Genomic DNA, 26,758 nt, shown 5'->3' on the forward strand with positions numbered 1-26,758 from the left:
ATGCTTATTTTTTACTAAAAATAATTTTAATTTATTTAAATTTTGTATTTTTTATTAATATTTTTATTTTAACGATATTTTTTTATTTTTTTATCTTATCCTTAAAATAGTTTTAATTTTAAAAATTTGAATGTTACTATGGTCCTTCAAAACCACATTCACATTTGTATGCATGTCCAAAAGTTCTGCACTTTTCACATCTGTATAACATATTATCACATTCTGGGCAAGTAAATTTAATATAAGTATCAATTAAAGGTATTTCTTGCTTACAAGATGAGCATTGAATTTTTTCCATTTAATCACCTCCTTTAATAAGAGTATATTGAAAATTGTGATTCCTATCAGAATTAATTATAGATAAAACTCTCATGGGATAATTTCCATTAACCACAAAACAATCTATCCCGAATCTAAGTAATAGCTTTGGTAACATCAAGTCGATTGATGATTCATCAAAAGTTAGTAGGTTTTTAGCATTTATTTCATCAATAAAAATTGCATCTTGATGTGATGGATTTCGGGTATATATACCTTTAACATTTGTACTTATTAAAAGTTTTGTTTTTAAAAGATTTGCAATGTATGCTGCAATTGAATCTGAAGTAACTTCCCAAGAATGTTTTAATGGATCGTTTTCTTTTAATAATTTAGAAATAATTAAAATTGGAATAAATCCATCATTAGAGGTTTTTTTTGCTTCTTCTATTGTATAAACAATTTTTGTAAAATCTATTTTATCATTTAACAATTTAGCCATTATATCCATTGAATCAATAGCTGTTTCATGGTTTATATCATTTGAAAATTCAATTTCATCATCATATTTTCTTATAAGATCTGCAAATTCTCCTCCACCGATTATAACTAATATTTTAGTGCTTTTTAAACTTTTAACCAATTCAATAGCTTTTTTTGGAAATAAGCTGCCTCCAACTTTAACTACCCATTCTATAATCTTTTCACCTTGGGGAATGTTTTTTTATTTTTATCTCACTTTTTAATTAACTTAGTAATTTTAAGCTTTTTGTTAATTTATCGATTTTTTCATCTTTATCCGGACCTATACCTAAACATGTGACTGTTGATGGGGGTAGTTCTGTTTTTCCTTGATCTACTACAAGATAGTTAGGTAATTTATTTATTTTAGCTTGTTCTTGGACTTTTAACAATTCTTCTAGGGTATCTACTCTTGTGATTACTTTTGCTTGACCTCCATTTTTCCATTCCTTAATTTTTTCTGGATTAGTTTTTTCATATGCTCCTAAGCATGCATGACAACACTGGGCTGCTGTTTTCCCTTTAGACATTTTTAATTCTCTTCTAACAACTATAACTTGCTTCATTTTTTCCCTTTTTTCTTTTCGTATATTAATTATTATTTTTTATTTTTAATATTACACTATTATCATTTGTTCAATATTAATTTTTATGAAAATAATTAATTATACAATATGTTTTTCTAAATATTTATATCTTATGAAGAAGATATTATTTATATTCTATATTATGGTTATATTCTATGTTATGATTATATTTTATATTATGATATTTTTGTATTATTCTAGATTATATTTAAATATCTAAATTATATGATAATATTAAATAATTTTTTAAAATTATTTTTTCAAATATTAATTATTTAAATAATAATTTTTCAAATATTATGATCCTGAAAGAAAATTTCGAATTAATGGTTTGTTGAAATATTTATTTATTTTAAAAAATAAATTTATATTAGATCTAATTTTTAAAATAATCATTTATAATTTTGTTATATAAAAAAATATTTATTATAATTATTTAATTTAATTAATAAATGAATATATTTAATTTAATTAATAGATGAATATAGGAATTTTTAAAAAAAATTATTACTTATAAACTTTATTTTCTGGACTATAATTATTTAAATAATAATTTTTTAAATATTTCTATTAAAATTAAATTTATTTGATATTTTTTTATTTTAATATTTTTTTTTATTTTTATCTTAATTTTTATTTTTTAATCTTATTCTTTTTATTTTTAGGTGAAAAATTGAGTAGAATTTCTATATTAAATCAAGATAGGTGTCAACCAAAGAAATGCAATTATACTTGTATTGAATATTGTCCTGGAGTTCGAATGGAAGAGGATACTATTATCATTGATGAAAAAAATAAAAAACCTTTAATATCTGAAGATTTATGCTCTGGATGTGGAATTTGTACAAACAGATGTCCTTTTGGAGCTATTAGTGTTATAAATTTGCCTGAGGCATTGGATAATCCTGTTCATCGTTATGGTCAAAATAGCTTTGAATTATTTTCACTTCCAACTATTCGTGAAGGGGCTGTTACTGGAATCCTTGGACCCAATGGAATTGGTAAATCAACAATTCTTCGTATCTTATCTGGAGAGCTTATTCCTAATTTAGGCAATTTTGATGAAGAAACTAAGAATTGGGATGAAATTATTAAACATTTTAAAGGTTCTGAACTTCAACAATATTTTAAAAACTTATCTAACAATGATATAAAAACAGTACATAAATCACAAATGGTGGATCAGCTTCCTAAGTTTGTAAAAGGCAATGTAAACAACTTGTTAAGTGGTCTTGATGAGATAGGTAATTTTGATGAAATTATCAATGATTTAAGCCTAAAAAATGTCTTAGAGAGAGAAATAAAAAATTTAAGTGGTGGAGAACTTCAAAGAGTAGCTATTGCAGCTGCATGTTTACGTGATGCCGATTTTTATTACTTTGATGAACCTACTTCTTGGTTAGATGTTTCTCAAAGACTTAATGCAGTTAAAGTCATAAGAGACTTAGCAGAATCTGGAAAGTCTGTAGTGGTTATTGAGCACGATTTAGCGTCATTAGATGCAATGTCTGATTATGTCCATGTTTTATATGGTGAAGCAGGAGGATATGGAGTTGTATCTGGAATGAAAGGAGTTAGAGTTGGAATCAATGCTTACATAAATGGATTTTTAAAGGAAGAAAATGTTAGAATTCGTAAAAATCCAATTGAATTTTCTATTCGCCCTCCAACTGCCGAAGCTGAAGGAGAAACTTTATCTTCATACACAGATATTGAAAAGGATTTTAAAGGGTTTTCACTTAAATGTGAAGGTGGAAAAATCTATCATGATGAAATTGTAACTGCATTTGGTTCAAATGGTATTGGAAAAACAACTTTTGCTAAAATATTGGCTGAAAAAGAAAAGGCAGACATTGGAAAAGTTGATGAAAAGGTTGAAATAGCTTACAAAGGACAATATCTTGATAATGATTTTGAAGGAAGTGTTCAGGACTTTTTATATACTTATGCTCCAAGTTATGGGTCTAATATATTTAAAAGTGAGATTTTAAAGCCATTCTCTCTTGAAGAGTTATTGGATAAAGATCTTAAAGATTTAAGTGGTGGAGAACTTCAAAGATTGTTTGTAGCTGTTACTTTATCTAGTGATGCTGATTTATATGTTTTTGATGAACCAACTGCATTTTTAGATGTTGAACAAAGGTTGATTGCAGGTAGAACAATTAGAAAGATAGTTGAAAGCAGAAATGCAGCAGCTTTAATTATTGATCACGATATAGTATTTATTGATTATATTTCAGATAGAGCAATGGTTTTTTATGGTGAACCTGGTTTAGAAGGGCATGCTACAAAACCAACAGACTTAGAAACAGCTATGAATAAATTCTTAAAAGATTTAAAGATTACCTTTAGAAGAGACAAAGAAACTAAACGTCCAAGGGTTAATAAATTTGATAGCTATTTAGATCGTGAACAGAAAGCAAGTAATCAATATTATTACTTGAAAGACAATTGAATTGCTTTATTTTAACTTTTGTAGATTTATTTAAAATTTTACAAGAGTTTTAATTATTTAGCATTAAAGAAATCTGTTTTTTTATTTGTATATATTTTTCTATTTGATTTTTATTAAGAACCTATTTATATCACAATGAAGAAACTATTTTAACAGCTACGAATGACTTTTTTAGTTTCATTCCTTTTGCTTTAATTGATTATATTTTTTTATTTTTTTCTCAGCTATTTTTTTTTTAAATGCTATATATGTGGTTTAAATGGCTTTAATTAAGTTTAATACAAGAAAACTTATATATGAATGGATGAAAGCTGGAGTTTTTCTTTTAATTTTACTGTTCCTGCTTTTCCTTTCTTTTTCTGTAGCTTCAGCAAGTAATATTCCTGTTGGTGGAGATTCTTTTGATGATATAAATAATGCTATTAGTGTTGCTAGTTCTGGAGATGTTATTCAATTAGGTTCAAATACTTTTAAAAGTAATGGTTCGGGAATTAGAGTAACTACGGAAAATTTAACTTTTATTGGTGCTTCTCCTAATAATCCTGCAACAGTATCTGGAGAAAATATCAGCAGAATTTTCTTGATTAATGCAACAAACATCACATTTAAATATATTAACTTTATTAATGGCAATGGACACGGTTCTACTGGAACAGCCATTCTAACTTATTCTAAAATAACTGTTGACAACTGCACTTTTTCAAACAACATTGGAGAAAGTGGAGCAGCTATTTTAATAGGTCCTCTAGGATATAACTCCATGATAAAAAATTCCATTTTCAACAATAATAAAGGAATACAAGCAGGCACAGACAATTTTATTCAAGGGGGAGTAATAAGATCTGCTACAACAAACTTAACAATCACAGACTCAGCATTTACTAACAATTTCGCCATAAATGACGGAGGAGCTATTTCTATAGTCAATGGAATAGGAAATAAAATTATCAACTGCAAATTTATCAATAACAGTGCAAATATGGGTGGAGCAATCAGAATCTCTGACTCTGAAGCAACTATTAGCAACTCCATATTTAATCAAAACAATGCAAGCAATGTAGGAACAATATTCATATTAAACGGATCAGCCACAATATTAAACTCTAACTTCACCTCTAACAAAGCAAACAACGGTGGAGCAATAGGAATATACAACCGAACCACCAATGACAACAAAATAATCATCTTAAAAAACTTAACCTTTGACTCAAATAAAGCCACAGACATGGGTGGAGCAATTTATACCCGAATTCCAATCAAATACCTAAATGATTCCATATTTAAAAATAATTCTGCTATGGATGGAGGGGGAATATACTCTTTAAGTAATTTACAAATTAATGCAGTTAATTTCTCACAAAACACTGCTACCACCTCTGGTGGAGCAATTTACACAAATGGTCAAATAAGTATTTCTTCTAAATCTAATTTCACCTTAAATAATGCAAAAAATGGTGGAGCCATATACACTCTTAAGAATTTAAACATTTCAAACTCCATATTTAGCAAAAACAATGCCATATCCAATGGTGGAGCATTGTATGTCAATGGAGGAACAACTAGAATATTAAGCAACTCAAACTTTTCATCCAATAGTGGAGTTAATGGTGGTGCGATTTATTCTAATGGTGTATTAAGTATTGTTTCAGCTAATTTTAATGACAATCTTGCAACTGGCAGTGGTGGAGCTATTTATTCTCTTAAAAACTTACAAATTTCTTCATCTAAGTTTAATGGAAACAATGCATCAGTTAGTGGTGGAGCATTATATTTAAATGGCGGAACTACAACCATTACCAGTAAATCTAATTTTAATAACAATAAAGCTATTAATGGTGGTGGGATTTACACTAATTCTAATTTAACCGTTAGTTCTATTGGATTTTCAAGTAATGTTGTTAGTTCTAATGGTGCTGGGCTATATATTAATGGTGGTACTGTAAATATTTTAAATAATTCTAATTTCACTAATAATAAAGCTGTTAATGGTAGTGGTGTCTACAGTAATGGTAAATTAGTTGTTAATAATGTTTTATTTTTAAATAATAATGCATCTGCTAATGGTGGAGCTATCTTCAGCTTAAATGATTTAAATATTTCTAATTCCCTATTTAGTAAAAATAATGCCGTATCCAATGGTGGAACATTGTGCGCCAATGGAGGAACAACTAGAATATTAAGTAATTCAAATTTTTCATCTAACAGTGGTGTTAACGGTGGTGCGGTTTATTCTAATGCTGTATTAAGTATTGTTTCAGCTAATTTTAATGATAATCTTGCAACTGGTAGCGGTGGAGCTATTTATTCTCTTAAAAATTTACAAATTTCTTCATCTGAGTTTAATGGAAACAATGCATCAGTTAGTGGTGGAGCATTATATTTAAATGGTGGAATTACAACCATTGCTGGTAAATCTGTTTTTAATAAGAATAAAGCCGTTAATGGTGGTGGGATTTACACTAATTCTAATTTAACCGTTAGTTCTATTGGATTTTCAAGTAATGTTGTTAGTTCTAATGGTGCTGGGTTATATATTAGTAGTGGTACTGTAAACATTTTAAATAATTCTAATTTCACCAACAATAAAGCAATTAATGGTAGTGGTGTCTACAGTAATGGTAAATTAGCTGTTCATAATGTTTTATTTTTAAATAATAATGCATCAGATAATGGTGGAGCGATTTATTCTAATAACCAGGATTCAATCAACATATCTAATTCTTATTTCAATGGTAATAGTGCAACTAATGGCGGTGCTCTTTATCTTGAATCAAAATCATATATAACTTCCTCTAATTTTCTAAATAACAAAGTTAACAGTGGAAATTCTATTGTACATTTAAAAAATGTAATTTTAATTCAAAATAACAATTTTAATAGCAATATTGGAGGAGGATTAGAATTAACAGGTAATGGAACTATTGTTTCTGGAAATAAATTTGTTAGCAATAGTGGAAATGGTGCTTATAGTCCTAATCTTAAAGATGGAATTATAAATAATAATGTTTTCCAAAATAATAGTGAAATTGGATTTTATGCTAAAGGGAACAATAATAAAATCTCCAACAATAACTTCACCAATAATAAAAAGGGAACTGAGATTGTTGGCGATGACACTGAATTTAAAAACAATAACCTAAGAAATAACAATTTTGAAGGAGCTATTTTAACTGGAAACCGTGTAAACATCCTTAACAATAATATTTCAGGTAATAAAGGCAATACATTAAAAATTATAGGTAATTATGCTACAATTGAAAGAAATTTAATTTATAATAACCTTGCTATTAAATCTAATGATTATGTAATTCTCATTAAAGGCAACTATGCTAAATTAAGATACAACACAATTAAAAATAATAATCTACAAGGGATACATTTATCTGGTGACAATTCCCAAATAACCTATAATATTTTATCTAATAATAATAACCAGCTAATTGTAGATGGAAATAAAGCAATAATAAAATACAATAATATTTCTAACAGTAAAAACAATGGCATTTATCTAAATGGAAACAATGGGAATGTTTCATATAACTATGTTCATCACAACAACAAAACAGGAATTGCTATAAAAGGAAATTATAATAAAATCTCCAACAACACAATTAAAAACAACAAAGCCCAAGGACTTTACATAAAAGCTAACAAATCAAAAATCTTAAACAATAACATAAACAACAACCTTAAAAACGGAATCAAAGGAGAAGGAAACAATAACCTATTTAAAAATAACTCCATTACCAACAACTCTAAAAAAACAAAAAACTCTGCAATTCACTTCAAAGGAAACCATAACAACTACACACACAACAAAATCCACAACAACGGACATCATGGACTATATACAATAGGTAAAGGCAATAAAATAGCTTACATGATTCTAAAAGATAATAAAAACACTCAAGTAGTTATTCAAGGAAATAATAATTTAATTTACAATTTAACTACTTACAATAGCCCTAAATCAGGACTAACCATAATTGGAAATAACAATAAACTATTTAAAAGCAAAACTTACAAAAACAAAATCCACGGACTTGTAATCAAAGGAAATAACAACCAAATTAACAAAACAACCATTAACTCAAACAACAACACAGGCATCTTAATTAATGGCTCTAACAACAAATTCATACAAAACACTATAAGATCCAATAATATTGGAATATATAATAAAATAGGGAAAAATAATTTATATGGTTATAATAATATTGTTAATAAAAAATACAATTTATATCTAAAAAAAGGATCAGTCAAAGCAGAATTTAACTGGTGGGGAAAAAACGAAATATACAAAGTAAAAAATGCTAAGATTAATAAATATGTTATTGCTAAATTAATTGCTCCTGAAACCATAAGCTTAAAAAAGAAACAATCATTCTATGTTATTTTTAAAGATAATAAGAACAAAAAATTAAAATTAAGTATTCTCTCTTTAAATTTAAAATCCTCATTTTATAACGGGGATAATAAAATATTTACTAAAAACCTTAATGTTTCAAAAAATAAAGGTGAAATTACCAATTTTAATATTAGTAAATTAGGTATTTATTCATTAAAATCTCAAATTGATTCTCAACTATTATTTAAAAATTATTTCATGCTTTATGATAAAAAGGGCTATAGCTCTGATAATAAGAAATTTTCAAAATACATGGGAACTGCCATTGTAAAAGAATCAGAAGTCATATTAGCAGAATCTGCTAATCAATTAAATAGTAAAAAAGGCAGTAAAAGTGGTTTTGATGTTTGGAAATGGATGAATACTCCTATCAAAGGTGCGAAAATACCTTATTTTAAAGAAATTGGCAAGTTACCTGGAGGGAAATATTTACAATCAGGATTAGATTTTTTCTTAGGAACAGACGGTGGAAATATTACTCCACTAACCATAGTTTTTGCAGTAGTCAGTTTCATACCTGGTGGAGCACTAGCAACCCGTGCAGGTAAAGGATTATTAAAATTAAGCCCAAAACTAGCAAAATTAATACCTAAGGTATCTAAGTTATTTAAATCTCTAAAAAATTCTAAAATTGTAAAAGCTATGACTGATGCGATTGATTCTATTAAAAAATATAAAGATGCTATTTTAGATGGGTTTGAGTTAATAGCTAACCCAAACAAATTATTTGCTGTAGCTGGTAAGTATATTTTTGGTAAATCTGGTGTTGTTGAAAAATTTAAAAATTTAGCTGCTGTGCAACGAATTCTAAAAACTCCTATAGGCAAATTTTTAGTTTCAACTAAAAAAACTTTATCTAATTCATATGATAAATTCCTCGAAATGACAACCATTAGTTCCTTAAATGAAAATTATAATAATGCAAAAAAGAATGTTGTAAGTTTGTATAATGCAGGTAAAAAAGAAATTAAAAAATTAATTAATAATCCTTTAGGATATTTAAAAGGAGCTGGAAAAAATACAGTTAACTGGATGAAAAATACAGGTAATTGGATAAAAAATGCAATACTTAAAAAATAGTATATGATTTAATTTAATAGGTGATTTATATGGGTTTATTTGATACTTGGGATGATATTTTTGATGAAGATATTTCTAATTTAGATAAATATCATGATGTAAATAGAATAGAGCAGATAATAACTTTAATGAAAGGATTTAGGAAAAATAAATTTTATAAAGACTTAGCTAATATTGATCATTTAGGTAAGAAAAGTTTGCTTGCTTCTGATAACAATTTAGCAATAGATTTTAATAAAACTCCCAAATTTAAAATAGTTAAAAAAGGTTTGGGGAGAGATTACCTTCCTTTTTATCTTCCACCTTTGACAAGGACCATTAATTTCTCAGAATTAATGGGTATGTATGCTAATATTAGTACTAGCTATGTTTATAGCTCTGGGCATCGTTTAACAGTTGATGAAAATAAAGCTATCATATTTGGAGATATAGGTGAAAGAGTAACTTTTTTTGTAGAAGATTTTGAAAAAGATGAAAAAGTCCCTGAATATAATATAGAATTTTTCAAAAAACTAAAAAAAATTAAATTTGAAAATAAAAGAACAACTAAACTTATGGATGACATATATAACATAGATACTTCAATTTCCGCGGAATTTTCACTTCCTTCTATTTTTAGTAGAACAATGCTTCATGGAAGCATTTATATAATGGGTTGTAATGCCTTAAAGAATGGTCGTGAGGTCATTACTTGTGATGATGTTGTTGTTGCTTATTTAACTACTTTTAAAATTTTTATGACTGATCTTAGATCTTTGATTTTGGTAAATGATGATAAATAATTTTATATGGAGTGGTTTTAAGTGATTAAGGAAATTATTGGGTTTATTTGTGCTGTATTTGTCTTTATATTTTTGATTATGGTTTTGGGTTTTGTTTTAGTTACTTTTAATCTTGAGGACATTGGAGATAATTTTATTGTTCGGATTATTGTGATGGTGTTAATTTTTGGTATATCTGGATTTACTTATAGAACAATAGCTAATTTTAATAAAGAAAAGAATGATGCTGATTCTAGTGGGCATGATATTGTTTCCGAGGATGCAAATGATGTTCATTATGATATGATTGAGAAAACTGTTGAAAAACCAAAATATCCTTTTGATAATGAGGAAAATCTTAATTCTGATTATAACTATAATGATATTGTTGAAAAAGGAGAAAAATACGAAAATACTTTAGATAATGATGTTAAAGGAAAATCTGGTATAGGCACTGGGGTTAAATTAGCTATTGGTGTTGTTATCCTTGTTATTGTGGTTTTCGCTGGTTTGGTTGTTGTGGGAATGTTTGCTGATAGTGATGTGGATAACCCTAATGTTTTTAATGATTCTAATATTTCTTTTAAATATCCTGGTAATTGGGTTCGTGCAAATGACTCTGAAATCTACTTAGTTCTTGAAGGAGATGGAATTGCACTGAATATGAATACTTTCAACAGTGAAGGATATTCACTTGATTATATAATAGGCGAATATATGTTAGATTCTAAAAAGGACAATGTTACATTAGTATCTAAGAATGAAACCATTGTTGATGGTATTAAAGCTTATGATATTACTTTTAAGCTCAACCAGGATAAAAAACATTATTCAAGAACTTTAATCTTTCAATCCAATGATAAATCTTATATTTTTGCCTTTAATTGCTTGAATTTAGATGAAATAAATGAACCATTTAATCTAGTTAAAAATAGCATTAAAATTAATAGTTAAGATTAGTAATTAGATTAATTCGAGGATAAATTAATTCCTTCTTAATATTTTCAATTATTATTAATATAAATAATATGTAGGTGTTTATTATGGGATTGTTTGATGATTGGGATACAATTATAGAATTAGATTTGAGAATATTTGACGAATTTAAAGATGTTGAAAGAACTGATGAGCTTTTAACTCTTTTGAAAGGTCTTCGGATGAATAAAGAACATAAAAAAATCCTTAAATTAATGGCTTAGGTATTTTAGGGTCTTTTTTCTTTTCTTTTTTTCCTATTTTTTCTAATCTTTTTTCAAGGAAGAATTTTCCATTTTCTGTAAATGCAAAAATAGGAATGGATTCTCCAACTTTAAAAATAGCATTATTTTCTCCTTTATCTCTCATACACTTTGATGCACAACCTGTAGATACATCACAGTATTTTGAAAGATCTTCTGCTTCTGTGTTGTTGATTCCAGATGAGTGAACTGAGAAAATGTATACTTCAATATCCTTATTTTCTTTTTCAATTTCTCTAAGCTTTTTCCCATCTTCAGCTGAAGCTATTGTAACAGCTATACTTTTATATCCTTTTTTAATGGCTAAGCTTAATCCAGCTATTTGGTTTATTTCAGCGGTTTTAGGATTTAATACATTTTCTTTTCCAACATTTTCAATGATCTCTGGAATTGGGCTTGTTTTTACATAACCTGAAACTCTACCACCAATTCCTTGAGCTTTTTCTGGCTCTTTTACAAGGACAGTTCCACAGCCATCACAAACCATAACTACACAGTCAATAATTTCTTCTTTTAAAAGTGTTGAAAGTGTTTCAGAAACACCAAAAGATAATAAATCAGCTATTTCTACTTCTCTACTTGGAGTACACATTCCAAAACTATTTATTCTAAATTCCATATTTTCTTTAATGGTTTCTTTTGTGATTTCTTCAATTCCTCTGTACTTGTGAAATAAGGGACAGTATTCTATTTGAGGCTCTCCTACTTCAACTACTTTTCCATCTCTTATTATCACTTTGGCTTTACCCATTGCTTCAATTATGTGTTCATCCATTATTTTGCCTCTTTTATTTTGTAGTTTTTTTATTTATCTTCATTTTTTTTAATTTTTATTACTTTTATTTTAAATTTATTTTTTAATTTTACTTTTTTAATTATATTAATACCATTACTAAGTTTGTTAAATATTAAATTTATAAATTTCTATTTTAAAGCAACTTTGTCTAAACAATTTTTTAATATAATTGCTATTAAACTTAGAAATATTTTTTTATATTTTATACTTCGATTAAAATTTTCAATATAAAATTTAGTGTCTTTTCTTAAGTTGATGAGTGAGAAATGCTCACCTATTTTATTGGAAAACCCATTAAATATATAAATAATCAAAAACAAAATAGTTATATAAATAGAATTGGTGGAAAACATGGAAAAATTACCAGTTGGAATACAAACATTTAGTGAAATAAGAGAAGATGGATATAAATACATAGACAAGACTAAATATCTCCATAAAATAGCTACAAAAGGAAAACCTTACTTTTTATCAAGACCAAGAAGGTTTGGAAAATCTTTACTTATCAGTACTTTAAAAGAGCTATTTGAAGGAAATAAGAAATTATTTGAAGGACTATATATTTACGATAAATGGGATTGGGAAGACAAATACCCAGTAATACATCTAGATTTAGCTGGAGGAACTTATGATACTGTGAATGAATTAGAAGATAATGTAAATGATAAAATTTATAGAATAGCTAGAAGTTTTCAAATAGAAATACATAGTAAAACATTAAGCGAAAAATTCACAGATTTAATAACTGAAGTATATAACAAATTTAAGAAAAAAGTAGTTGTTCTAATTGATGAATATGACAAGCCAATTATTTCAAATCTCCAAAATAAAAACCTAGAAGAAATTCAATCTAAATTAGGAAGCTTCTATGAAGTTTTAAAAACAAATGATTGCTATACTAAATTTGTCTTTATAACCGGAGTATCTCAATTTGCACATGTGTCCATATTTTCAAAATTAAATATTATGGATGATTTAACCCTTGTTGATGAGTTTAATTCTATTTGTGGTTACACACAAGAGGAATTAGAGGACAATTTCCAGCCATGTATTCAAAAATTAGCAGATAAATTCCAAATGACTTACTTGGAAACTTTAGAGAGAATTAAAATATATTATAATGGTTATAGTTGGAATGGTAAAGAAAGTGTGTATAATCCTTATTCTACACTATTATCATTTAAGCATAGTAAATTTTCTAAAAGTTGGTTTAATACAGGAACACCAAGAGTATTAGTCAATTATCCTATGAATAAATACAATATTAAAGCTATTGTAGAACCAAGTATAATTTCTGATGATGAAATTGAAAATATAACTACAAATTATATAAAAGACGAAGTATTACTTTTCCAAACAGGATACTTAACAGTAGATAAAATTGAAACAAATGAGGTTGGAAATTTATACCACTTAAGAATCCCAAATTATGAAGTAAAAACTGCATTATTTAAAAATCTTGTAATTCAACACTCAAAAATACCTATCTCTGATGTCTTGGAATATGCAAATAAACTCTTAAAATATACAATCGATGGGAATTGTGAAAAAATAAAAGAAACATTAGGAGACTATCTCTCACCTATTCCAAATGAATTAAGAGGAAATAATGAACGATATTATCATGTGTTAGTATTTATGTTGTTATATAATGCAAAAATACATGTACACAGCGAAGTACATAGTTATAAAGGAAATGCAGATATTATAATTGAAGAAAATGATTATGTAATAATAATTGAGTTTAAACAAAGCAATGAAAAATCAATAGAATACATGATAAATGAAGCATTAGAACAAATTGAAAAACAAGAATATGGAAGACAATACAAAAATAAAAAAATCATAAAAGGAGCTATTGTATTTAAAGACAGCGAAATAGGATGTAAATTAATCAAAGAAGATATTCCTTGAAAAAACATTTAAATAATAAATTTTTATTGTAAAAGGGCTGTGCAACAATTCGAAAATTTAAGTTTCTAAATTTAATTAATTAAGTTGAAATTAGATTTATAAAGTTATAATGACGTTTATTATAAAAATAAACATTTAATAAAATTCTATTTTAATTAATATTAACAGCTATTTACTAAAAATAATTATTTTTAAACATTTAATTTTATTATTTTTTAAAATATTTTAATTCAAATTTAACTGATTAATATGAGTTATTTGCTAATTATAATTATTTTTAAATATTTATTTTTTATAAAAATATGTATTAACAGTGTATATGCATTTTAATATGTTTAATAAATTGTATATGAAATTCTTCTGATAATTGCTGTATGTTTTTTCTTATTAGATAATTAACAGTTATATTTTTTTACTTTTTACATGTATATAGTATTCAAACTATTTTTTAATATAATTATTTAAAAAAGTATTACCTAATTTTTAAAAAAATAAGAGGAAATATTTCATCCTCTTTGAATTGTTTTTAAATAATAGTTTTTTGTATAATTTTTTTAAGAATTAACTATAGTGGGTTAGGGTTTCTTCACTGTTGTAAGCAGGTTTGACCTTTTCCATAGCTTTGTTGAAGTATTTCATAGTGACTTCTTCTGCTTCAAGGTTGTCTCTTAAAGTTAGCATTGCAGCTTCTCTGCAAACAGCTTCTATATCTGCACCAACATAACCATCTGTGTTTTTAGCTAATTTTTCAAGTTTGACATCTTTTGCAAGTGGCATGTCTTTTGAATGGACTTTAAAGATTGCAAGACGACCTTTTTCATTAGGATTTTCTACCTTAATGTGTCTGTCAAATCTTCCTGGTCTCATAAGTCCTGGATCGATAATGTCTGGTCTATTTGTAGCAGCGATTATTGCAACATCTCTAAGTTCTTCCATACCATCAATTTCAGTTAATAGTTGGTTAACAACTCTTTGTGTTACACCAGAGTCTCCTCCACCATCACCACGAGCATTTGCAATAGAATCAATTTCATCAAAGAAAATAACTGTTGGTGCAGTTTGTCTTGCTTTTCTAAATATTTCTCTTACACCTTTTTCAGATTCTCCTACCCATTTAGATAATAATTCTGGACCTTTAACTGTGATAAAGTTTGCTTCACTTTCATTTGCTACTGCTTTTGCAAGTAAGGTTTTACCTGTTCCTGGAGAACCAAAAAGTAGAGTTCCTTTAGGTGGTTTAACTCCAAATTTCTCAAAAGTTTCAGGATGTTTAAGAGGCCATTCAATAGCTTCTTTTAACTCTTGTTTAGCATCATCAAGACCGCCAATATCATTCCAACCAATGTCTGGAATTTGAACAAGAATTTCTCTAAGTGCAGAAGGTTGAATTTCTTTTAAAGCTTCTTTAAAGTCTTCTTTTCTTACAATTAATTTTTTAAGAGTTTCTTTTGGAATTTCTTCATCAGTTTTAATCTCTGGAAGAACTCTTCTAACAACTCTCATAGCTGCTTCTTTACAAAGGGCTTCAAGGTCTGCTCCAACAAAACCATGTGTAATTTCAGAAATTTCCTCTAAATCAACATCTTTATCTATTGGCATTCCTCTTGTATGGATTTCCATAACTTCTTTTCGTTCTTCCTTATCTGGAACACCTATTTCAATTTCTCTGTCAAATCTTCCAGGTCTCCTTAAAGCACCATCAAGTGAGTCTGGTCTGTTAGTTGCACCGATTACAACTACTTGTCCTCTTGATTTTAGTCCATCCATTAAAGTTAAAAGTTGGGCAACGGTTCTTCTTTCAACTTCTCCTGGAGTATCTTCTCTTTTAGGAGCTATTGCATCTAATTCATCAATGAAAATAATGGAAGGAGCATTTTCTTCTGCTTCTTCAAAGAATTCTCTTAAGTTTTCTTCAGAGCCACCTACATACTTGCTCATGATTTCAGGACCATTGATTAAAATAAAATGGGCATCACTTTCACTTGCAACAGCTTTAGCCAATAATGTTTTACCTGTACCAGGTGGACCATGCATTAAAACACCTTTTGGAGGAGCAATTCCTAATCTTTCAAATAATTCTGGTCTTTTAAGAGGAATTTCAATCATTTCACGGACTTTTTTAACTTCTTCTTTTAATCCACCAATGTCTTCGTAGCTTACATCAACAAGGTTTGTAATTCCTTCTATTTTAGAAACATCAACAGGAGTACTTTGGACTTCAACTTGAGTATTTTGAGTAACAACAACAGGTCCAGATGGATATGTAGAAACAGCTGCAAATTTTAACTCTCCCATAGGAGATAAATCCATCATGTCTTTGAATATATCATCAAATAATCCTCCACGAGGTAATTTACCTCCTTGTGGCATAATAGGTGCTTTAATTCCAGATACAACAATATCTCCTTGAACCATTACTTTATTTAAAAAGGGAGAACGTATATCTCCTTGCATATTTATATGGTGTTCTACTGGAGCAAAAACAACTTTTTTAGCTTCTTTAACTTCTGCTTTATGCACTTGTATTTCTTCTCCAATTGATGTTCCAGCATTTTTACGGCTTGTTCCATCAATTCGTATGATTCCAAGTCCTACATCTGATTGAGATCTATAAGCTCTAATAGCACTAGTTTTATTTCCTTTAATTTCTAAAATATCTCCATCAATTAAATTAAGTTTTTCCATGACAGCAGGATCAACTTTAGCTATTCCTCGTCCTACATCTCTTTGGGAAATGGCTTCTGCAACTTTTAGTTGTGTTGGTTTTTCAATATTTTCTTTCTTTTCCATAAGAAATCCTCCGATAATTTTAGTTTTTATATTTAATTTTTATATATAGTTTAGTTTTAATTTTTATTTTAGTTTTTATAAATTATTTTAGTTTTTACAAATTAGATAAAAATTATATAAATTAGATAAAAATAAAGTTAAAATTTTAATATAAAATATCATTTTCAATACCATTTTGAAAATTGAATTGTAAATAATATTATAATTTGTTTAATCAGGACATTTAATTAAAATTATTAAGAATTATATAACTAAATTTATAATAAATTAAATTTATATAGATTCATACTTACATTTTTATATAAAAAGTTGAAAAATTATTCAGCAAAGTTTATTTTAAACATTTTAAAATTTGAAAATATTTAATTAAAAATAATATTATATAAAAAAAATACATTTTAATTTTGTATTTTGGATAATAAATATAAATAATCCATTTATTTAAATTTTTTTACTCCAAATTCTTTTAGTTAACTTTTGTAAGTATAACTATATTTTGTTGTTTATACTATATAAATGTTTAGGTTTTTAGTTTTTTTTTAGCTTTTTTATTCATTTACTCATTTATTCATTTACTATTCTTATATTTTTAAAAAATTTTACATTTTTTTATTTTTGAATATAACTTTAACACTTAATTTTGTGTTTTTTATCTTATAATTCCTCCAAATCCTTTTAATATTTTTGTTACTTTGTATAAATCTTTTTTTTTAAATGTTGTTATGGAAAAATTGATACTTATTTGATTTTCGTTTATTTGATTTCCTTTATAAATTTCTACTATTTTAACATTTATTACATTAGGCACAATTTCTAAAGTGTTTTTAATTACTTCTGGGTCTGAATTCTTATTGAAAACTACAGTTATTTGATAATTTTTTGTTGGAATATTGTTTTTTTTCCATTTTAAAAAGTCTTCGCTAGATAAAAGCTCGATATTAGAAATTTTTAATCTTTGGCATTTTTTTGCTTTTGAATTTGGGTTTTTTATAAAAATGAAATCAGAATCTATTTTTTCTAAAAAACCATAATGGATTTCTTTAGAGTAAATATGCTTAACAGCTATTTCTTTTTTTAAGGATTCTGTTAACTTTATTAATTCATTGGTAATTGAATCAATAGCTTTATCACTTCTTCCAAGACTTGATTCAATATCATTTATATTTTTTGTAGCAGAAATAGCTATTTCTTTGAATTTTTCTTTGTTGTCTGAGTTTAAAGATTCATTAATTTCTTTACTAGCATTTAAAAAACATTCTCTAATTATTTTTCCTTTTAAATTGTCTTTTTGAATAGAATAGGTTAATTCAGGGTTTTGTGAAACAATACGCCCAATAATATCCACCATTAAATTGTAAATTGGGCTTGCAAATTCTCTTGTTTTTTTAATGTCTACTTTTAGTTTTTTTAAAGCATAAGCTGTTGAAATGTATGAAAAATGAGTTAAAACCTGCACAATTCCCATCATTTTGTCATGTTCTTCTGGACTTGTTTCAATAACTTTAACTTGATGATTTTTAAGATAATTTATTATTTTAAAATACCATTTTCCCTTTTTAAGAGGAGTTAAAACCATAACTTGTCCTTTAAGACTAGTAGTTCGTGGACCAAATATAGGGTGTATTGGAATGAATTCATGATTTTTTGGCAGGTATTTAACCATTGCCTTTGCTGGCTTTTCTTTAATTGACCCTACATCAATTACTAATGAATTAGGCTTTAAAAAATTAGCTATTTCTTGTATAACATTTTCTATTTTATCTATAGGAACAGCAATTATTATTATGTCTGATTTTGAAGCTGTTAGTTTGTTATCATTAGAGAATTGGAGACCTAATTCTTTTGCTGCTTTTTCTCCTTTGCTAGTATTTTGTCCAGTTATGAGTAATTCAAATCCTTCTTTTTTTAAGAATTTAGCAATAGTTTTTCCTAAACCATCTGTTCCTCCCAGTACTGCGATTTTCATATTATCATTTATTATATTTCTATTAAGCCATTTATTTCTATTAAATTATTTATTTTTACTAAATTATTTATTTCTATTAATAACAATGTAAGCTTTTTCGGCTAAAAATCCACCTATGAATCCTAAAAATCCACTAATAACCATAGTGGCTAAAAATCCTAATATTAAATTGATTTGGTCCATACGTACTTGTGCTAACATTCTTTCAGGAATATCTGGAGTGATGACCATTCCGTAGGCAAAATTTAACGTTGAAAAAATCATTGCTGTCATTATTCCAACTAAATAGCTCTTTTCTTCCTTAGAAACCATATAAGTTGATAAAAAACCAATAAATGCTAATACAAATACATTATCAAACAAAAATGATAAAATAAATCCTATAATCAAACTGATTATAATTGCACTTGTTTCACTATACTCTGCCATGATTTTTCCTTTATTATTTATTTAATGCTTTTATAAACAATTATTTTGTTTTTCCAGTTATTAATGAATTTTTTTCAATATTGGCTTTTTACTTTTTTACTTTTTTTTTTTAAAAAACATTTTTTTATTTTATAATTTTTATATTTTTATTTTATAATTTTATATATTTTTTATTATAAAGTTATTTGTATTTTTTTTTATTCCTTTATTTTTTATTCATTATCTTTTTATTCTTTTTTTTTATTTCTTTAAAATTTTTAAACTATATTTTTATAATTCTAAGATTATTTGTTTTGAATATTAGTTTAAATAATATTTTTCACCTTCATTTAATTAAATATAATAAATTAGTTAAATATTAAGTTAAATACAATTTAAATGTGCTTAGATGTTATTTAAATTTATTTTTAAAGGTTTTTTTCTTTTAATTAATTGAATTAGAATAATTAGTAAATATTGATTAAATTTTTCTTTTTAGTTTTGTTGCCAGTTTCATGTTCTTTATACAATTTTTCTATTTCTTTTAAGTCTTTAACTAGCATTTCAGCCATGTCCCTTGAGAAATTTTCCTTTATTACTATTCTTAAAACAGCTATTTCTTCTATATTTGGAGGCATGGTGTATGCTGGGATAATCCAGCCATGCTCTCTTAGCTTGTTGGAAATTTCAAATACATTGGCGGTTTTTTCATAATTTTCCTTTAATTTCATGGTTATAATTGGAAGTTCTAACTCTTCATCTAAAAAATCAAAAATATCTAGTTCTTTTAACATATTTTTAAGGTATTTAGCTGTTAACATTAGATTTTCCATAATGTCTGTGTAACCTTTAATACCAAGGCGCAATAAGTTGTAATATTGTGCTAAAACCATACTACTTCCCTTAGAAAAGTTTAAGTTGAATGTTGGTAATTCTCCACCTAAATAATTTACATTAAAAATTAAGTCTTCACTTAGATATTTTTTATCTTTAAAAATCAACCATCCAACACCTGGATATACAAGACCGTATTTATGACCTGAAACATTTATAGACCTTACATGTGAAAGCCTAAAGTCCCATTTAAATTCAGGATCGATAAAGGGAATAACAAAACCTCCACTTGCAGCATCAACATGAATTGAAATATCCCAACCTTTTTTTTCTTTTACCTCTTCTAGTAAACTATTTATTTCATATATTTCATCAATTTGACCTGTAAAAGTTGTTCCTAAAACAACACCTACAGCTATTGTGTTTTCATCTACATATTCTTTTACACTTTTGGCAGTTAAAATGTATTTATCTTTTTCCATAGGAACCATTCTTAGCTCAACATCGAAGTATTTTGCAAATTTCTTCCAAACAACATGAACATCAGCTCCAATGACTATATTGGGATTTTGATTGTTTTTAATTCCTTTTTTTTCTCTACTTTCTCTCCAATGCCATTTATGGGCAAGTAAACCTAGCATAATAGCTTCAGATGATCCGATTGTACTTGTTCCTACAAAATTATCTTCTTTACTGGCATTAAATAGCTTTGCTAACATGTTAATTACTCTGTCATGTATTTTACCAGTTTGAGGGTATTCGTCATTGTCTACAAAATTTTTGCCATTGTTTTCAGCTATTAATTTGTCTGCCTCTTCTTCCATCCAAGTGGTTACAAAGCTTGCAAGGTTTAAGTTGGTGTTTCCATCTAAATTTAGCTCATCATGGATTAATCTGTAAGCTGTTTTTGGAGACATTCCTTCTTTAGGAATTTCAAACTTAGGAATGGGTTGAGAAAAATATCTGGTTCCATAAATATTGGTATTTTCAGATTTGTCTGATTTTTTATGATTTGGTGATAACATTTTATTTCTCCTGTTGTTTGATTTATTTTCTTATTTTTTTCTTATTTTTTTAAGATTATATTGTTTTATTTATTTTTCTATTTAATTTAACTTTTATAAATTTTTCTTAAAATATAAATAGTTAACTTATTAATAATTAATATATCAAGTATTTTTTAAAAAAATAAAAAGAAATCTTTTAAATAAAATTTAGAGTTAATTATTTCTTTTAATTTATTCTTTTTCAGCAACAACAGCAGTTCCATATGCTAAAACTTCTTGCATACTTTGAGCTATGTCATTTGAATCAAATCGGACAGCGATAATTGCATTTGCACCCATTTCTTTTGCATGAGCAATTAAGTTTCCAAGAGCCTCATCACGTGTTTCTTCCATCATTGTAACATAAGCACCGATTTTTCCACCAACAACACTTTTTAATCCAGCACTAAGGTTTCCACCTATACCTCTACTTCTAACAGTTAATCCGTAAGCAAATCCTTTAGTTTCCAGTATTTTAAATCCAGGGACATCATTTGCAGTTGATAAAATAAATTCATTGACTAAAACCATTTTTTAACCTCTTTAAAATTATTATTTTATATATTATCTTATATTATGCATGATTTATATATTTATAGTTTTGATAAAAGCAATTCTGTCAAGTTAAGAATTTTTTGATTTTAAATTTCTTATTTTTTTGTTTTTTTTAGTTAAAAATTTTTTCTATTGTTGTATGGGTATCTTTTTTTTGGTTTTTTTGGTTTTCGTTCTGTTTTTGGTTTCTTTTTAACTTTTTGCATACATCTTTGGATGGTGTATTCTATTTTGTTCATGATTTTCGTTCTTTCGTTTTCATTTTCGGCAAAAATTATTTTGAATAGGTTTATTTTTAGTTTTCCTGCTAGTATGTTTATGTTGATTTTGTATTCGTGTTCGCAGTTTTTATATTTGTCTAAATTTTGTATTTTTTTGTTTAGTTCTATTTTAGAAGATATTAGCATGTTGTACATTATTACTTGGGAGTAGAAGTCTTGTTCTATGATTAATCGTCTTTTGCCTGAGAAGTTTTCTATATGTATTTTGTTTTTTAAAACGTTGTAGTTTTTTTCTATTCCCCATCTTTCGCCGTATAATTCTTTTAATTCCTCTGGTGATGCTATTTTTTGTGGTAAATTTGTTATTAGTGTTTCAGTTTCTCCTGTTTCTGTTTAACATTGACGATTCTTAGGTTTAGTGATTTTATTTCTTTTGTTTTTTCTTTTAATTGGTTGTTTTTTATTGATTGTGTTCTTGTTGCATTTAATTTGATGTCTGTGTATTCGTCATCGGTTTTCATGTATTTTTTTTCGTGTATGTAGTCTGTTTTTTTTAATCTGAATATAAATTTGCTTTCTTTTTCTATTAGTTTTAAGTATAGTTCGGTTGATGGGTAGAGTCTGTCGAAAATTATTATTGCTTTTTTTAAGTCTATTGTTTTGCTGGATTTTTCAATGTTTTCCTGTGCTAGTGTGTGTTCTCCAATGGACATTGGAGAAATTGTTGAGTCGATTATAAAGTCGTTTTTAACATCACAAAGAGTAGATATTCTTGCTTTGGGACTTTCTGCTTCTTTTAAGGCTCTCAATTGAACACCAAATTCTTCTCTTGTTATTTTTGCATTAGGCAAATCTACTGGTGATCCATCAATAGTTAAAACATAATATTCCTTGAAATCTTCTAAATAATCAGATTTAGTGGAATAAAAATCAGTTAAAGCATCTGTATCGGTTCTTTTAAAAATTTTCCAATCTAAAAATGATCTTCGCTCAGACAATGCTTGTTTGCTTATAGGTATTTCATCATCTCCAAATTTTTCATTAAAATAGTCTTCAATCTCTAAAACTATTGTTTTGCCTTTATTTCCAAGAATATAATAAACAACATCTTCAAAAGACATTTTGTGATTACGAGTAAATTTATTTTTTTCTAAAACAAAAGTTTCTCTTTCATTTTTTATTAAATTTTTTAATATCGTTAAATATGATTTTAACATCTTTAAACCTCACACATCCAACTAAATTTGAATAGTTTAGGAAAAAACAAAATAAAACTACATAAAAAATATAAATATAGATTAAAATAGTATTAACACCATATTTAATAAATATATAATACATTATATTTAAATTTAACTATTATAATTCACTTAAATTAATAAAAAAGAATAAATAAGTAATAAAAACTAATATAAAACTATTTTAATTTAAAAAACAATAAAAAAAAGAATATTATAGCAAAAATAGAAAAATAAAGGAAAAATAGAAAATATTTCTTAACTTGACAGAAATGTGATAAAAGAGAAATTTATAAATACAGTTACATTTTTCCCAAATACCAATAAACTATAAGATAAAGAATGAATGTATTTAATTAAGAGGCATGTCTTTAATAAATTTATAAAAAATAGAAAAGACATGGTAAATCTTTACATATCCAAATTTTACAAAGAAGTAAAAAATCCTAGTTTATATAAAAACTGGTTATATATCTGATTCATGAATACTTTGTCTCAAAATTAAGAGATGTACTATATTTAAAAATTTTATTTTTTTTTAAAAAATTTTTAACTCTCTGACCTTTTAGATTATTATTCTGGACATAAGAATAATGGATTATCACAATGAATTTAGTTAGTAGCTATGTGATACTGATCCTACAACATCTCCTGTTTTATCAGAAACTGTAACATAACCCATTTTTTCTCCAGTTTTTTCATCATAAATTGGAATTTTCCAAAACCCCTTTTTATAGTATGCTTTTTTGCCTAATTGGGATAAAGGATCGACTCCATTTTTAGCTTTTTCAATAGCTTCTTTTTGTGTTAAATGAGTATATTTTTTATTGTCATATTTTTTATTATTTTTGGCATAATCATTAGTATTATTAATACTAGAACTAATTTTAGTATTATTAGCAGTTTCAGTCAAGTTTGTATTATTTGTTGAAGAATTTTTTGTATTTGTATTATCATTTGAGACTGTTCCATTACTATTGCCATCTTCAATAAAATTGAATACTGCAATTCCACTAATTAATAATAATATGAATATTATAAATAGTATAATTTTTTTATTATTCATTGTAATCACCTACAATTCATCCTCTAGTTTTCAAATGCAAATAGCTGAATTTATGATTTTTTCCTGTTTTTCCATTACAACGCCATTCCCAGAAAGTATTACTTTCCCAAGCGGAAATATAACCTATAGCATAATTTTTCGACAATTTTATGTAATCCCAATTAGATTTAGTTTCAATTGGCCAGAGATCAGCACTTCTCCATTTACCATTAAGATATACTTGTGCCCATACATGACCTACATGGGCACCATCATTTGTAGAATGGGTTTTATACATTTTTGGATCATAGTAAAATTTAGCTTGATATCTTGTAGATAAGCCTGATGCACGGAATAAAGCTACTGTTATATGGGCAATACCCACACAGTTACTTTTTTTAGTAGCAAGAGTTTTGGAAGCAGATTTTGGTTGGTTTCCTTTATAAATTATATTAGTATTGACCCAATAAAGAATAGCATTTGCTTTTTCCAGGTTTGATTTTTTGTTTTTTGTAAGTTTTTTAGCTAATGCTATTATTTTGGGGTCTTTATATTTACAATCTTTTGTTAAATGCAAATATATATTTATTTTTTCATATTTAGTTATGTTCTCTATTATAGTGGTTTTAATTGTTGTTTTTTTAGTAGTGATATTTCCTAATTTACTTGCAGTAATAATAGTTTTAGTAATTGTTAGTTTATTTTTTTCTTTTTTATTTTTTGTTGAAGTTGAATTTTTAACATTAGAATTAGTTGCTATAAATGTAGTATTAGTTTTAATTTTAGTCAATTTATGTTTTATAGCAGTTCTATACTTTCCTTCTGGTTTTGAGCCTATTTTTGAAATTTTTATCCAAGAATTTTTATAGTGTTGCAATGTTTTTGATAATATTTTATTATTAGATGATGTAGAAATTGTTTCTTTTTTAGTAATATTTATAGAAGAAGATTTATTGATACTTGAAAAAAGACCTGTGTTAACATAGTTAATGACAGAATCATAATTTTTCAATAAAAAATTATTTATTGTGGGTATTTTAAATGTTGCTATTCCACTGCTATTAGTTGTTGCTTTATAAGTCATTCCATTGAGTTTTAAAGATATATTTTGCCCATATGGACGATCAGACTGATAAGGCTTAACACCATTAATAGTGACATTACCTTTATTGTAAATTGAGTTAATTACATTATCACCAACAATTAAATAAGAATCAATGCTAATATAATCGGTGTACTGGACTTTAATTAAAGGAAGATTAATATTATAAGTTTTAGCACAATTGTTACTAAAATTAACAGTAGTTATAGTTAATTTACCTGTATTGTATATTGCACTGCCATTGTTAGCAGAATTATTTGTAAAAATACTAATGTTGATAGTTATTGTGTTAGTTGAGTATATTGCTCCTCCATTGATTGTTGCTGTGTTATTTTTAAATGTAGTGGAACTAAGAGTTAAAGGTTTTGATGAATAAATTGATCCTCCATTTGTAGCTTTATTAGATTCAAAAACTGTATTGTCACTAATACTAGCCAATTTTGATGAAATATCTACTGCTCCTCCATTTTGAGTAGCTTTGTTGTTTTTGAATGTTGATCCACTTATTTTCAAATTAGTTGAATTTGAACCAGTAGCTATTGCTCCACCATTAGAATTAGCAATATTACTTGAAAATTCAATAAAATTAATGGTTAAATTAGAATTAGTGTAAATTCCACCACCATTAGTGGCTTTATTGTCATTAAAATTAGATTTACTTGTAATGGTTGTAACTCCACCATTTAAATATAATGCTCCACCGTTTAAATTAGCATTATTCTTATTAAAGCTAGTAGCAATAATATTTAAATCATTTAAACTGTAAATAGCTCCACCATTAGCAGATGCATTATTATTTAAAAATAAAACATTACTAACAACTAATTTACCATTACTGTAGACCCCACTACCATTAATCGCTTTATTATTGGTAAAATTAGAATTATTTAAAATACTTACAGTGCCACTGTTAATATATATCCCAGCACCACTAGAACTAACAATATTACTTGAAAATTCAACAGAATTAATGGTTAAATTAGAATTAGTGTAAATTCCACCACCATTAATGGCTTTATTGTTATTAAATGTAGATTTGCTTGTAATGGTTGCAATTCCGCCATTTAAATATAGTCCTCCGCCATTAGTGGATGCATTGTTTCCATTAAACTTAGATGAAGAAATTTGTAAGTTTTTAAGAGAGTAAATAGCTCCACCATTGCCAGTTGCATGATTATCATTAAAATTAGCTGAAATAATACTTAATACAGTGTTAGAGTAAATCGCACCACCGTTAATTCCATTATTGGATGAAAAATTTGAGTTGCTTAATATTCTAGTTGTTCCTCCATTGATATATAATGCTCCACCATTGGATATGGCATTATTTTTGCTAAATATGGAGTTGGAAATATTTAAATCCTTAAGAGCATATATGGCTCCACCGTTGTTTGCATTATTTGAGGTAAAATTAGATTTAGAAGAAATGCTTATTTGACCATTTGCATAAATTGCTCCGCCAGATGCAGTAGCAGTATTTTGTGAAAAATTAGCTGTATTAATTTGTAAATCATTTAAAGAATAGATTCCTCCA

At 26.6% G+C, this 26,758-nt stretch carries 19 protein-coding genes and 1 pseudogene; 6 read left to right on the forward strand and 14 right to left on the reverse strand.

Features of this window, described 5'->3' with window-relative positions; translation table 11 throughout:
• Positions 1-136: 136 nt before the first annotated feature.
• Genes MBCUR_RS08225 through pth2 form a run of 3 tightly spaced genes read right to left on the reverse strand, consistent with a single transcriptional unit; the run spans position 137 to position 1,346 of the window.
• On the reverse strand, positions 137-298 hold the full coding sequence (locus MBCUR_RS08225; RefSeq protein ID WP_067092435.1) for a zinc finger domain-containing protein: 162 nt from the start codon (positions 296-298) through the stop codon (positions 137-139).
• Positions 299-955 carry an amino acid kinase family protein gene (locus MBCUR_RS08230; RefSeq protein WP_067092436.1) on the reverse strand — a complete coding sequence of 219 codons (657 nt, stop codon included), beginning with the start codon at positions 953-955 and terminating at the stop codon, positions 299-301. It abuts the gene before it with no gap.
• 49 nt (positions 956-1,004) lie between these two features.
• Positions 1,005-1,346 carry a peptidyl-tRNA hydrolase Pth2 gene (gene pth2 / locus MBCUR_RS08235; protein WP_067092437.1) on the reverse strand — a complete coding sequence of 114 codons (342 nt, stop codon included), beginning with the start codon at positions 1,344-1,346 and terminating at the stop codon, positions 1,005-1,007.
• Between the two features lie 694 nt (positions 1,347-2,040).
• On the opposite strand from pth2, the gene MBCUR_RS08240 reads away from it, so the two are divergent.
• From MBCUR_RS08240 to MBCUR_RS10435, 5 genes are all read left to right on the forward strand, one after another.
• Complete coding sequence (locus MBCUR_RS08240; protein ID WP_067092438.1) at positions 2,041-3,822, forward strand: ribosome biogenesis/translation initiation ATPase RLI; 1,782 nt, start codon at positions 2,041-2,043, stop codon at positions 3,820-3,822.
• 259 nt (positions 3,823-4,081) lie between these two features.
• Positions 4,082-9,310 carry a beta strand repeat-containing protein gene (locus tag MBCUR_RS08245; RefSeq protein ID WP_067092439.1) on the forward strand — a complete coding sequence of 1,743 codons (5,229 nt, stop codon included), beginning with the start codon at positions 4,082-4,084 and terminating at the stop codon, positions 9,308-9,310.
• Between the two features lie 29 nt (positions 9,311-9,339).
• Positions 9,340-10,092 carry a hypothetical protein gene (locus tag MBCUR_RS08250; protein ID WP_067092440.1) on the forward strand — a complete coding sequence of 251 codons (753 nt, stop codon included), beginning with the start codon at positions 9,340-9,342 and terminating at the stop codon, positions 10,090-10,092.
• Positions 10,093-10,113: 21 nt separating this feature from the next.
• The gene (locus tag MBCUR_RS08255) at positions 10,114-11,025 is read left to right on the forward strand and encodes a hypothetical protein (protein WP_067092441.1); all 912 of its coding nucleotides are present in this window, start codon (positions 10,114-10,116) and stop codon (positions 11,023-11,025) included.
• An 89-nt stretch (positions 11,026-11,114) separates the two neighbouring features.
• Positions 11,115-11,270, forward strand: coding sequence for a hypothetical protein (locus MBCUR_RS10435; RefSeq protein WP_157077717.1), 156 nt, complete (start codon positions 11,115-11,117; stop codon positions 11,268-11,270).
• Here the strand turns inward: MBCUR_RS10435 and MBCUR_RS08260 are convergent.
• The gene (locus tag MBCUR_RS08260; protein WP_067092442.1) at positions 11,254-12,084 is read right to left on the reverse strand and encodes a methanogenesis marker 8 protein; all 831 of its coding nucleotides are present in this window, start codon (positions 12,082-12,084) and stop codon (positions 11,254-11,256) included. The genes MBCUR_RS10435 and MBCUR_RS08260 overlap by 17 nt on opposite strands.
• 372 nt (positions 12,085-12,456) lie before the next feature.
• Between MBCUR_RS08260 and MBCUR_RS08270 the strand changes: the two genes are divergently transcribed.
• The gene (locus tag MBCUR_RS08270) at positions 12,457-14,019 is read left to right on the forward strand and encodes an ATP-binding protein (RefSeq protein WP_067092444.1); all 1,563 of its coding nucleotides are present in this window, start codon (positions 12,457-12,459) and stop codon (positions 14,017-14,019) included.
• Positions 14,020-14,580: 561 nt separating this feature from the next.
• Here the strand turns inward: MBCUR_RS08270 and MBCUR_RS08275 are convergent.
• The 10 genes and pseudogenes from MBCUR_RS08275 to MBCUR_RS08315 form a co-directional block, all read right to left on the reverse strand.
• The gene (locus tag MBCUR_RS08275; RefSeq protein WP_067092445.1) at positions 14,581-16,809 is read right to left on the reverse strand and encodes a CDC48 family AAA ATPase; all 2,229 of its coding nucleotides are present in this window, start codon (positions 16,807-16,809) and stop codon (positions 14,581-14,583) included.
• 649 nt (positions 16,810-17,458) lie between these two features.
• Positions 17,459-18,775, reverse strand: a complete 1,317-nt coding sequence (locus MBCUR_RS08280) for a prephenate dehydrogenase (protein ID WP_067092446.1) — start codon at positions 18,773-18,775, stop codon at positions 17,459-17,461.
• A 63-nt stretch (positions 18,776-18,838) separates the two neighbouring features.
• Complete coding sequence (locus MBCUR_RS08285; RefSeq protein ID WP_067092447.1) at positions 18,839-19,204, reverse strand: hypothetical protein; 366 nt, start codon at positions 19,202-19,204, stop codon at positions 18,839-18,841.
• Between the two features lie 446 nt (positions 19,205-19,650).
• Positions 19,651-21,042, reverse strand: coding sequence for a glutamate decarboxylase (locus tag MBCUR_RS08290; RefSeq protein ID WP_067092448.1), 1,392 nt, complete (start codon positions 21,040-21,042; stop codon positions 19,651-19,653).
• 213 nt (positions 21,043-21,255) lie between these two features.
• A complete protein-coding gene (locus tag MBCUR_RS08295) occupies positions 21,256-21,594 on the reverse strand; it encodes a heavy metal-binding domain-containing protein (RefSeq protein ID WP_067092449.1) in 339 nt (112 codons plus the stop codon).
• A 140-nt stretch (positions 21,595-21,734) separates the two neighbouring features.
• Complete coding sequence (locus MBCUR_RS10825; protein WP_245637302.1) at positions 21,735-22,034, reverse strand: hypothetical protein; 300 nt, start codon at positions 22,032-22,034, stop codon at positions 21,735-21,737.
• Positions 22,035-22,205: pseudogene (locus tag MBCUR_RS11085) on the reverse strand (transposase); the annotation flags it as partial.
• The gene (locus MBCUR_RS08305; protein WP_067092451.1) at positions 22,205-23,056 is read right to left on the reverse strand and encodes a transposase; all 852 of its coding nucleotides are present in this window, start codon (positions 23,054-23,056) and stop codon (positions 22,205-22,207) included. The gene MBCUR_RS08305 and the pseudogene MBCUR_RS11085, both read right to left, overlap by 1 nt.
• A 637-nt stretch (positions 23,057-23,693) precedes the next feature.
• Positions 23,694-24,143 carry a hypothetical protein gene (locus MBCUR_RS08310; protein WP_067092452.1) on the reverse strand — a complete coding sequence of 150 codons (450 nt, stop codon included), beginning with the start codon at positions 24,141-24,143 and terminating at the stop codon, positions 23,694-23,696.
• A gap of 16 nt (positions 24,144-24,159) precedes the next feature.
• Positions 24,160-26,758: transglutaminase domain-containing protein (locus MBCUR_RS08315; RefSeq protein ID WP_281190575.1), on the reverse strand; the 2,599-nt coding region annotated here is incomplete at its 5' end.

The organism is Methanobrevibacter curvatus (assembly GCF_001639295.1).
Classification (GTDB): Archaea; Methanobacteriota; Methanobacteria; order Methanobacteriales; family Methanobacteriaceae; genus Methanoflexus; species Methanoflexus curvatus.

What these genes read in the sequence shown, in the direction of transcription:
- MBCUR_RS08225 (WP_067092435.1), bottom strand. Translation starts at nt 298, where the DNA reads ATGGAAAAAATTCAATGCTCATCTTGTAAGCAAGAAATACCTTTAATT.
- pth2 (WP_067092437.1), bottom strand. Translation starts at nt 1,346, where the DNA reads ATGAAGCAAGTTATAGTTGTTAGAAGAGAATTAAAAATGTCTAAAGGG.
- MBCUR_RS08245 (WP_067092439.1), top strand. Translation starts at nt 4,082, where the DNA reads ATGGCTTTAATTAAGTTTAATACAAGAAAACTTATATATGAATGGATG.
- MBCUR_RS08250 (WP_067092440.1), top strand. Translation starts at nt 9,340, where the DNA reads ATGGGTTTATTTGATACTTGGGATGATATTTTTGATGAAGATATTTCT.
- MBCUR_RS10435 (WP_157077717.1), top strand. Translation starts at nt 11,115, where the DNA reads ATGGGATTGTTTGATGATTGGGATACAATTATAGAATTAGATTTGAGA.
- MBCUR_RS08260 (WP_067092442.1), bottom strand. Translation starts at nt 12,084, where the DNA reads ATGGATGAACACATAATTGAAGCAATGGGTAAAGCCAAAGTGATAATA.
- MBCUR_RS08270 (WP_067092444.1), top strand. Translation starts at nt 12,457, where the DNA reads ATGGAAAAATTACCAGTTGGAATACAAACATTTAGTGAAATAAGAGAA.
- MBCUR_RS08275 (WP_067092445.1), bottom strand. Translation starts at nt 16,809, where the DNA reads ATGGAAAAGAAAGAAAATATTGAAAAACCAACACAACTAAAAGTTGCA.
- MBCUR_RS08280 (WP_067092446.1), bottom strand. Translation starts at nt 18,775, where the DNA reads ATGAAAATCGCAGTACTGGGAGGAACAGATGGTTTAGGAAAAACTATT.
- MBCUR_RS08285 (WP_067092447.1), bottom strand. Translation starts at nt 19,204, where the DNA reads ATGGCAGAGTATAGTGAAACAAGTGCAATTATAATCAGTTTGATTATA.
- MBCUR_RS08290 (WP_067092448.1), bottom strand. Translation starts at nt 21,042, where the DNA reads ATGTTATCACCAAATCATAAAAAATCAGACAAATCTGAAAATACCAAT.
- MBCUR_RS08295 (WP_067092449.1), bottom strand. Translation starts at nt 21,594, where the DNA reads ATGGTTTTAGTCAATGAATTTATTTTATCAACTGCAAATGATGTCCCT.
- MBCUR_RS10825 (WP_245637302.1), bottom strand. Translation starts at nt 22,034, where the DNA reads ATGTACAACATGCTAATATCTTCTAAAATAGAACTAAACAAAAAAATA.
- MBCUR_RS08305 (WP_067092451.1), bottom strand. Translation starts at nt 23,056, where the DNA reads ATGTTAAAATCATATTTAACGATATTAAAAAATTTAATAAAAAATGAA.
- MBCUR_RS08310 (WP_067092452.1), bottom strand. Translation starts at nt 24,143, where the DNA reads ATGAATAATAAAAAAATTATACTATTTATAATATTCATATTATTATTA.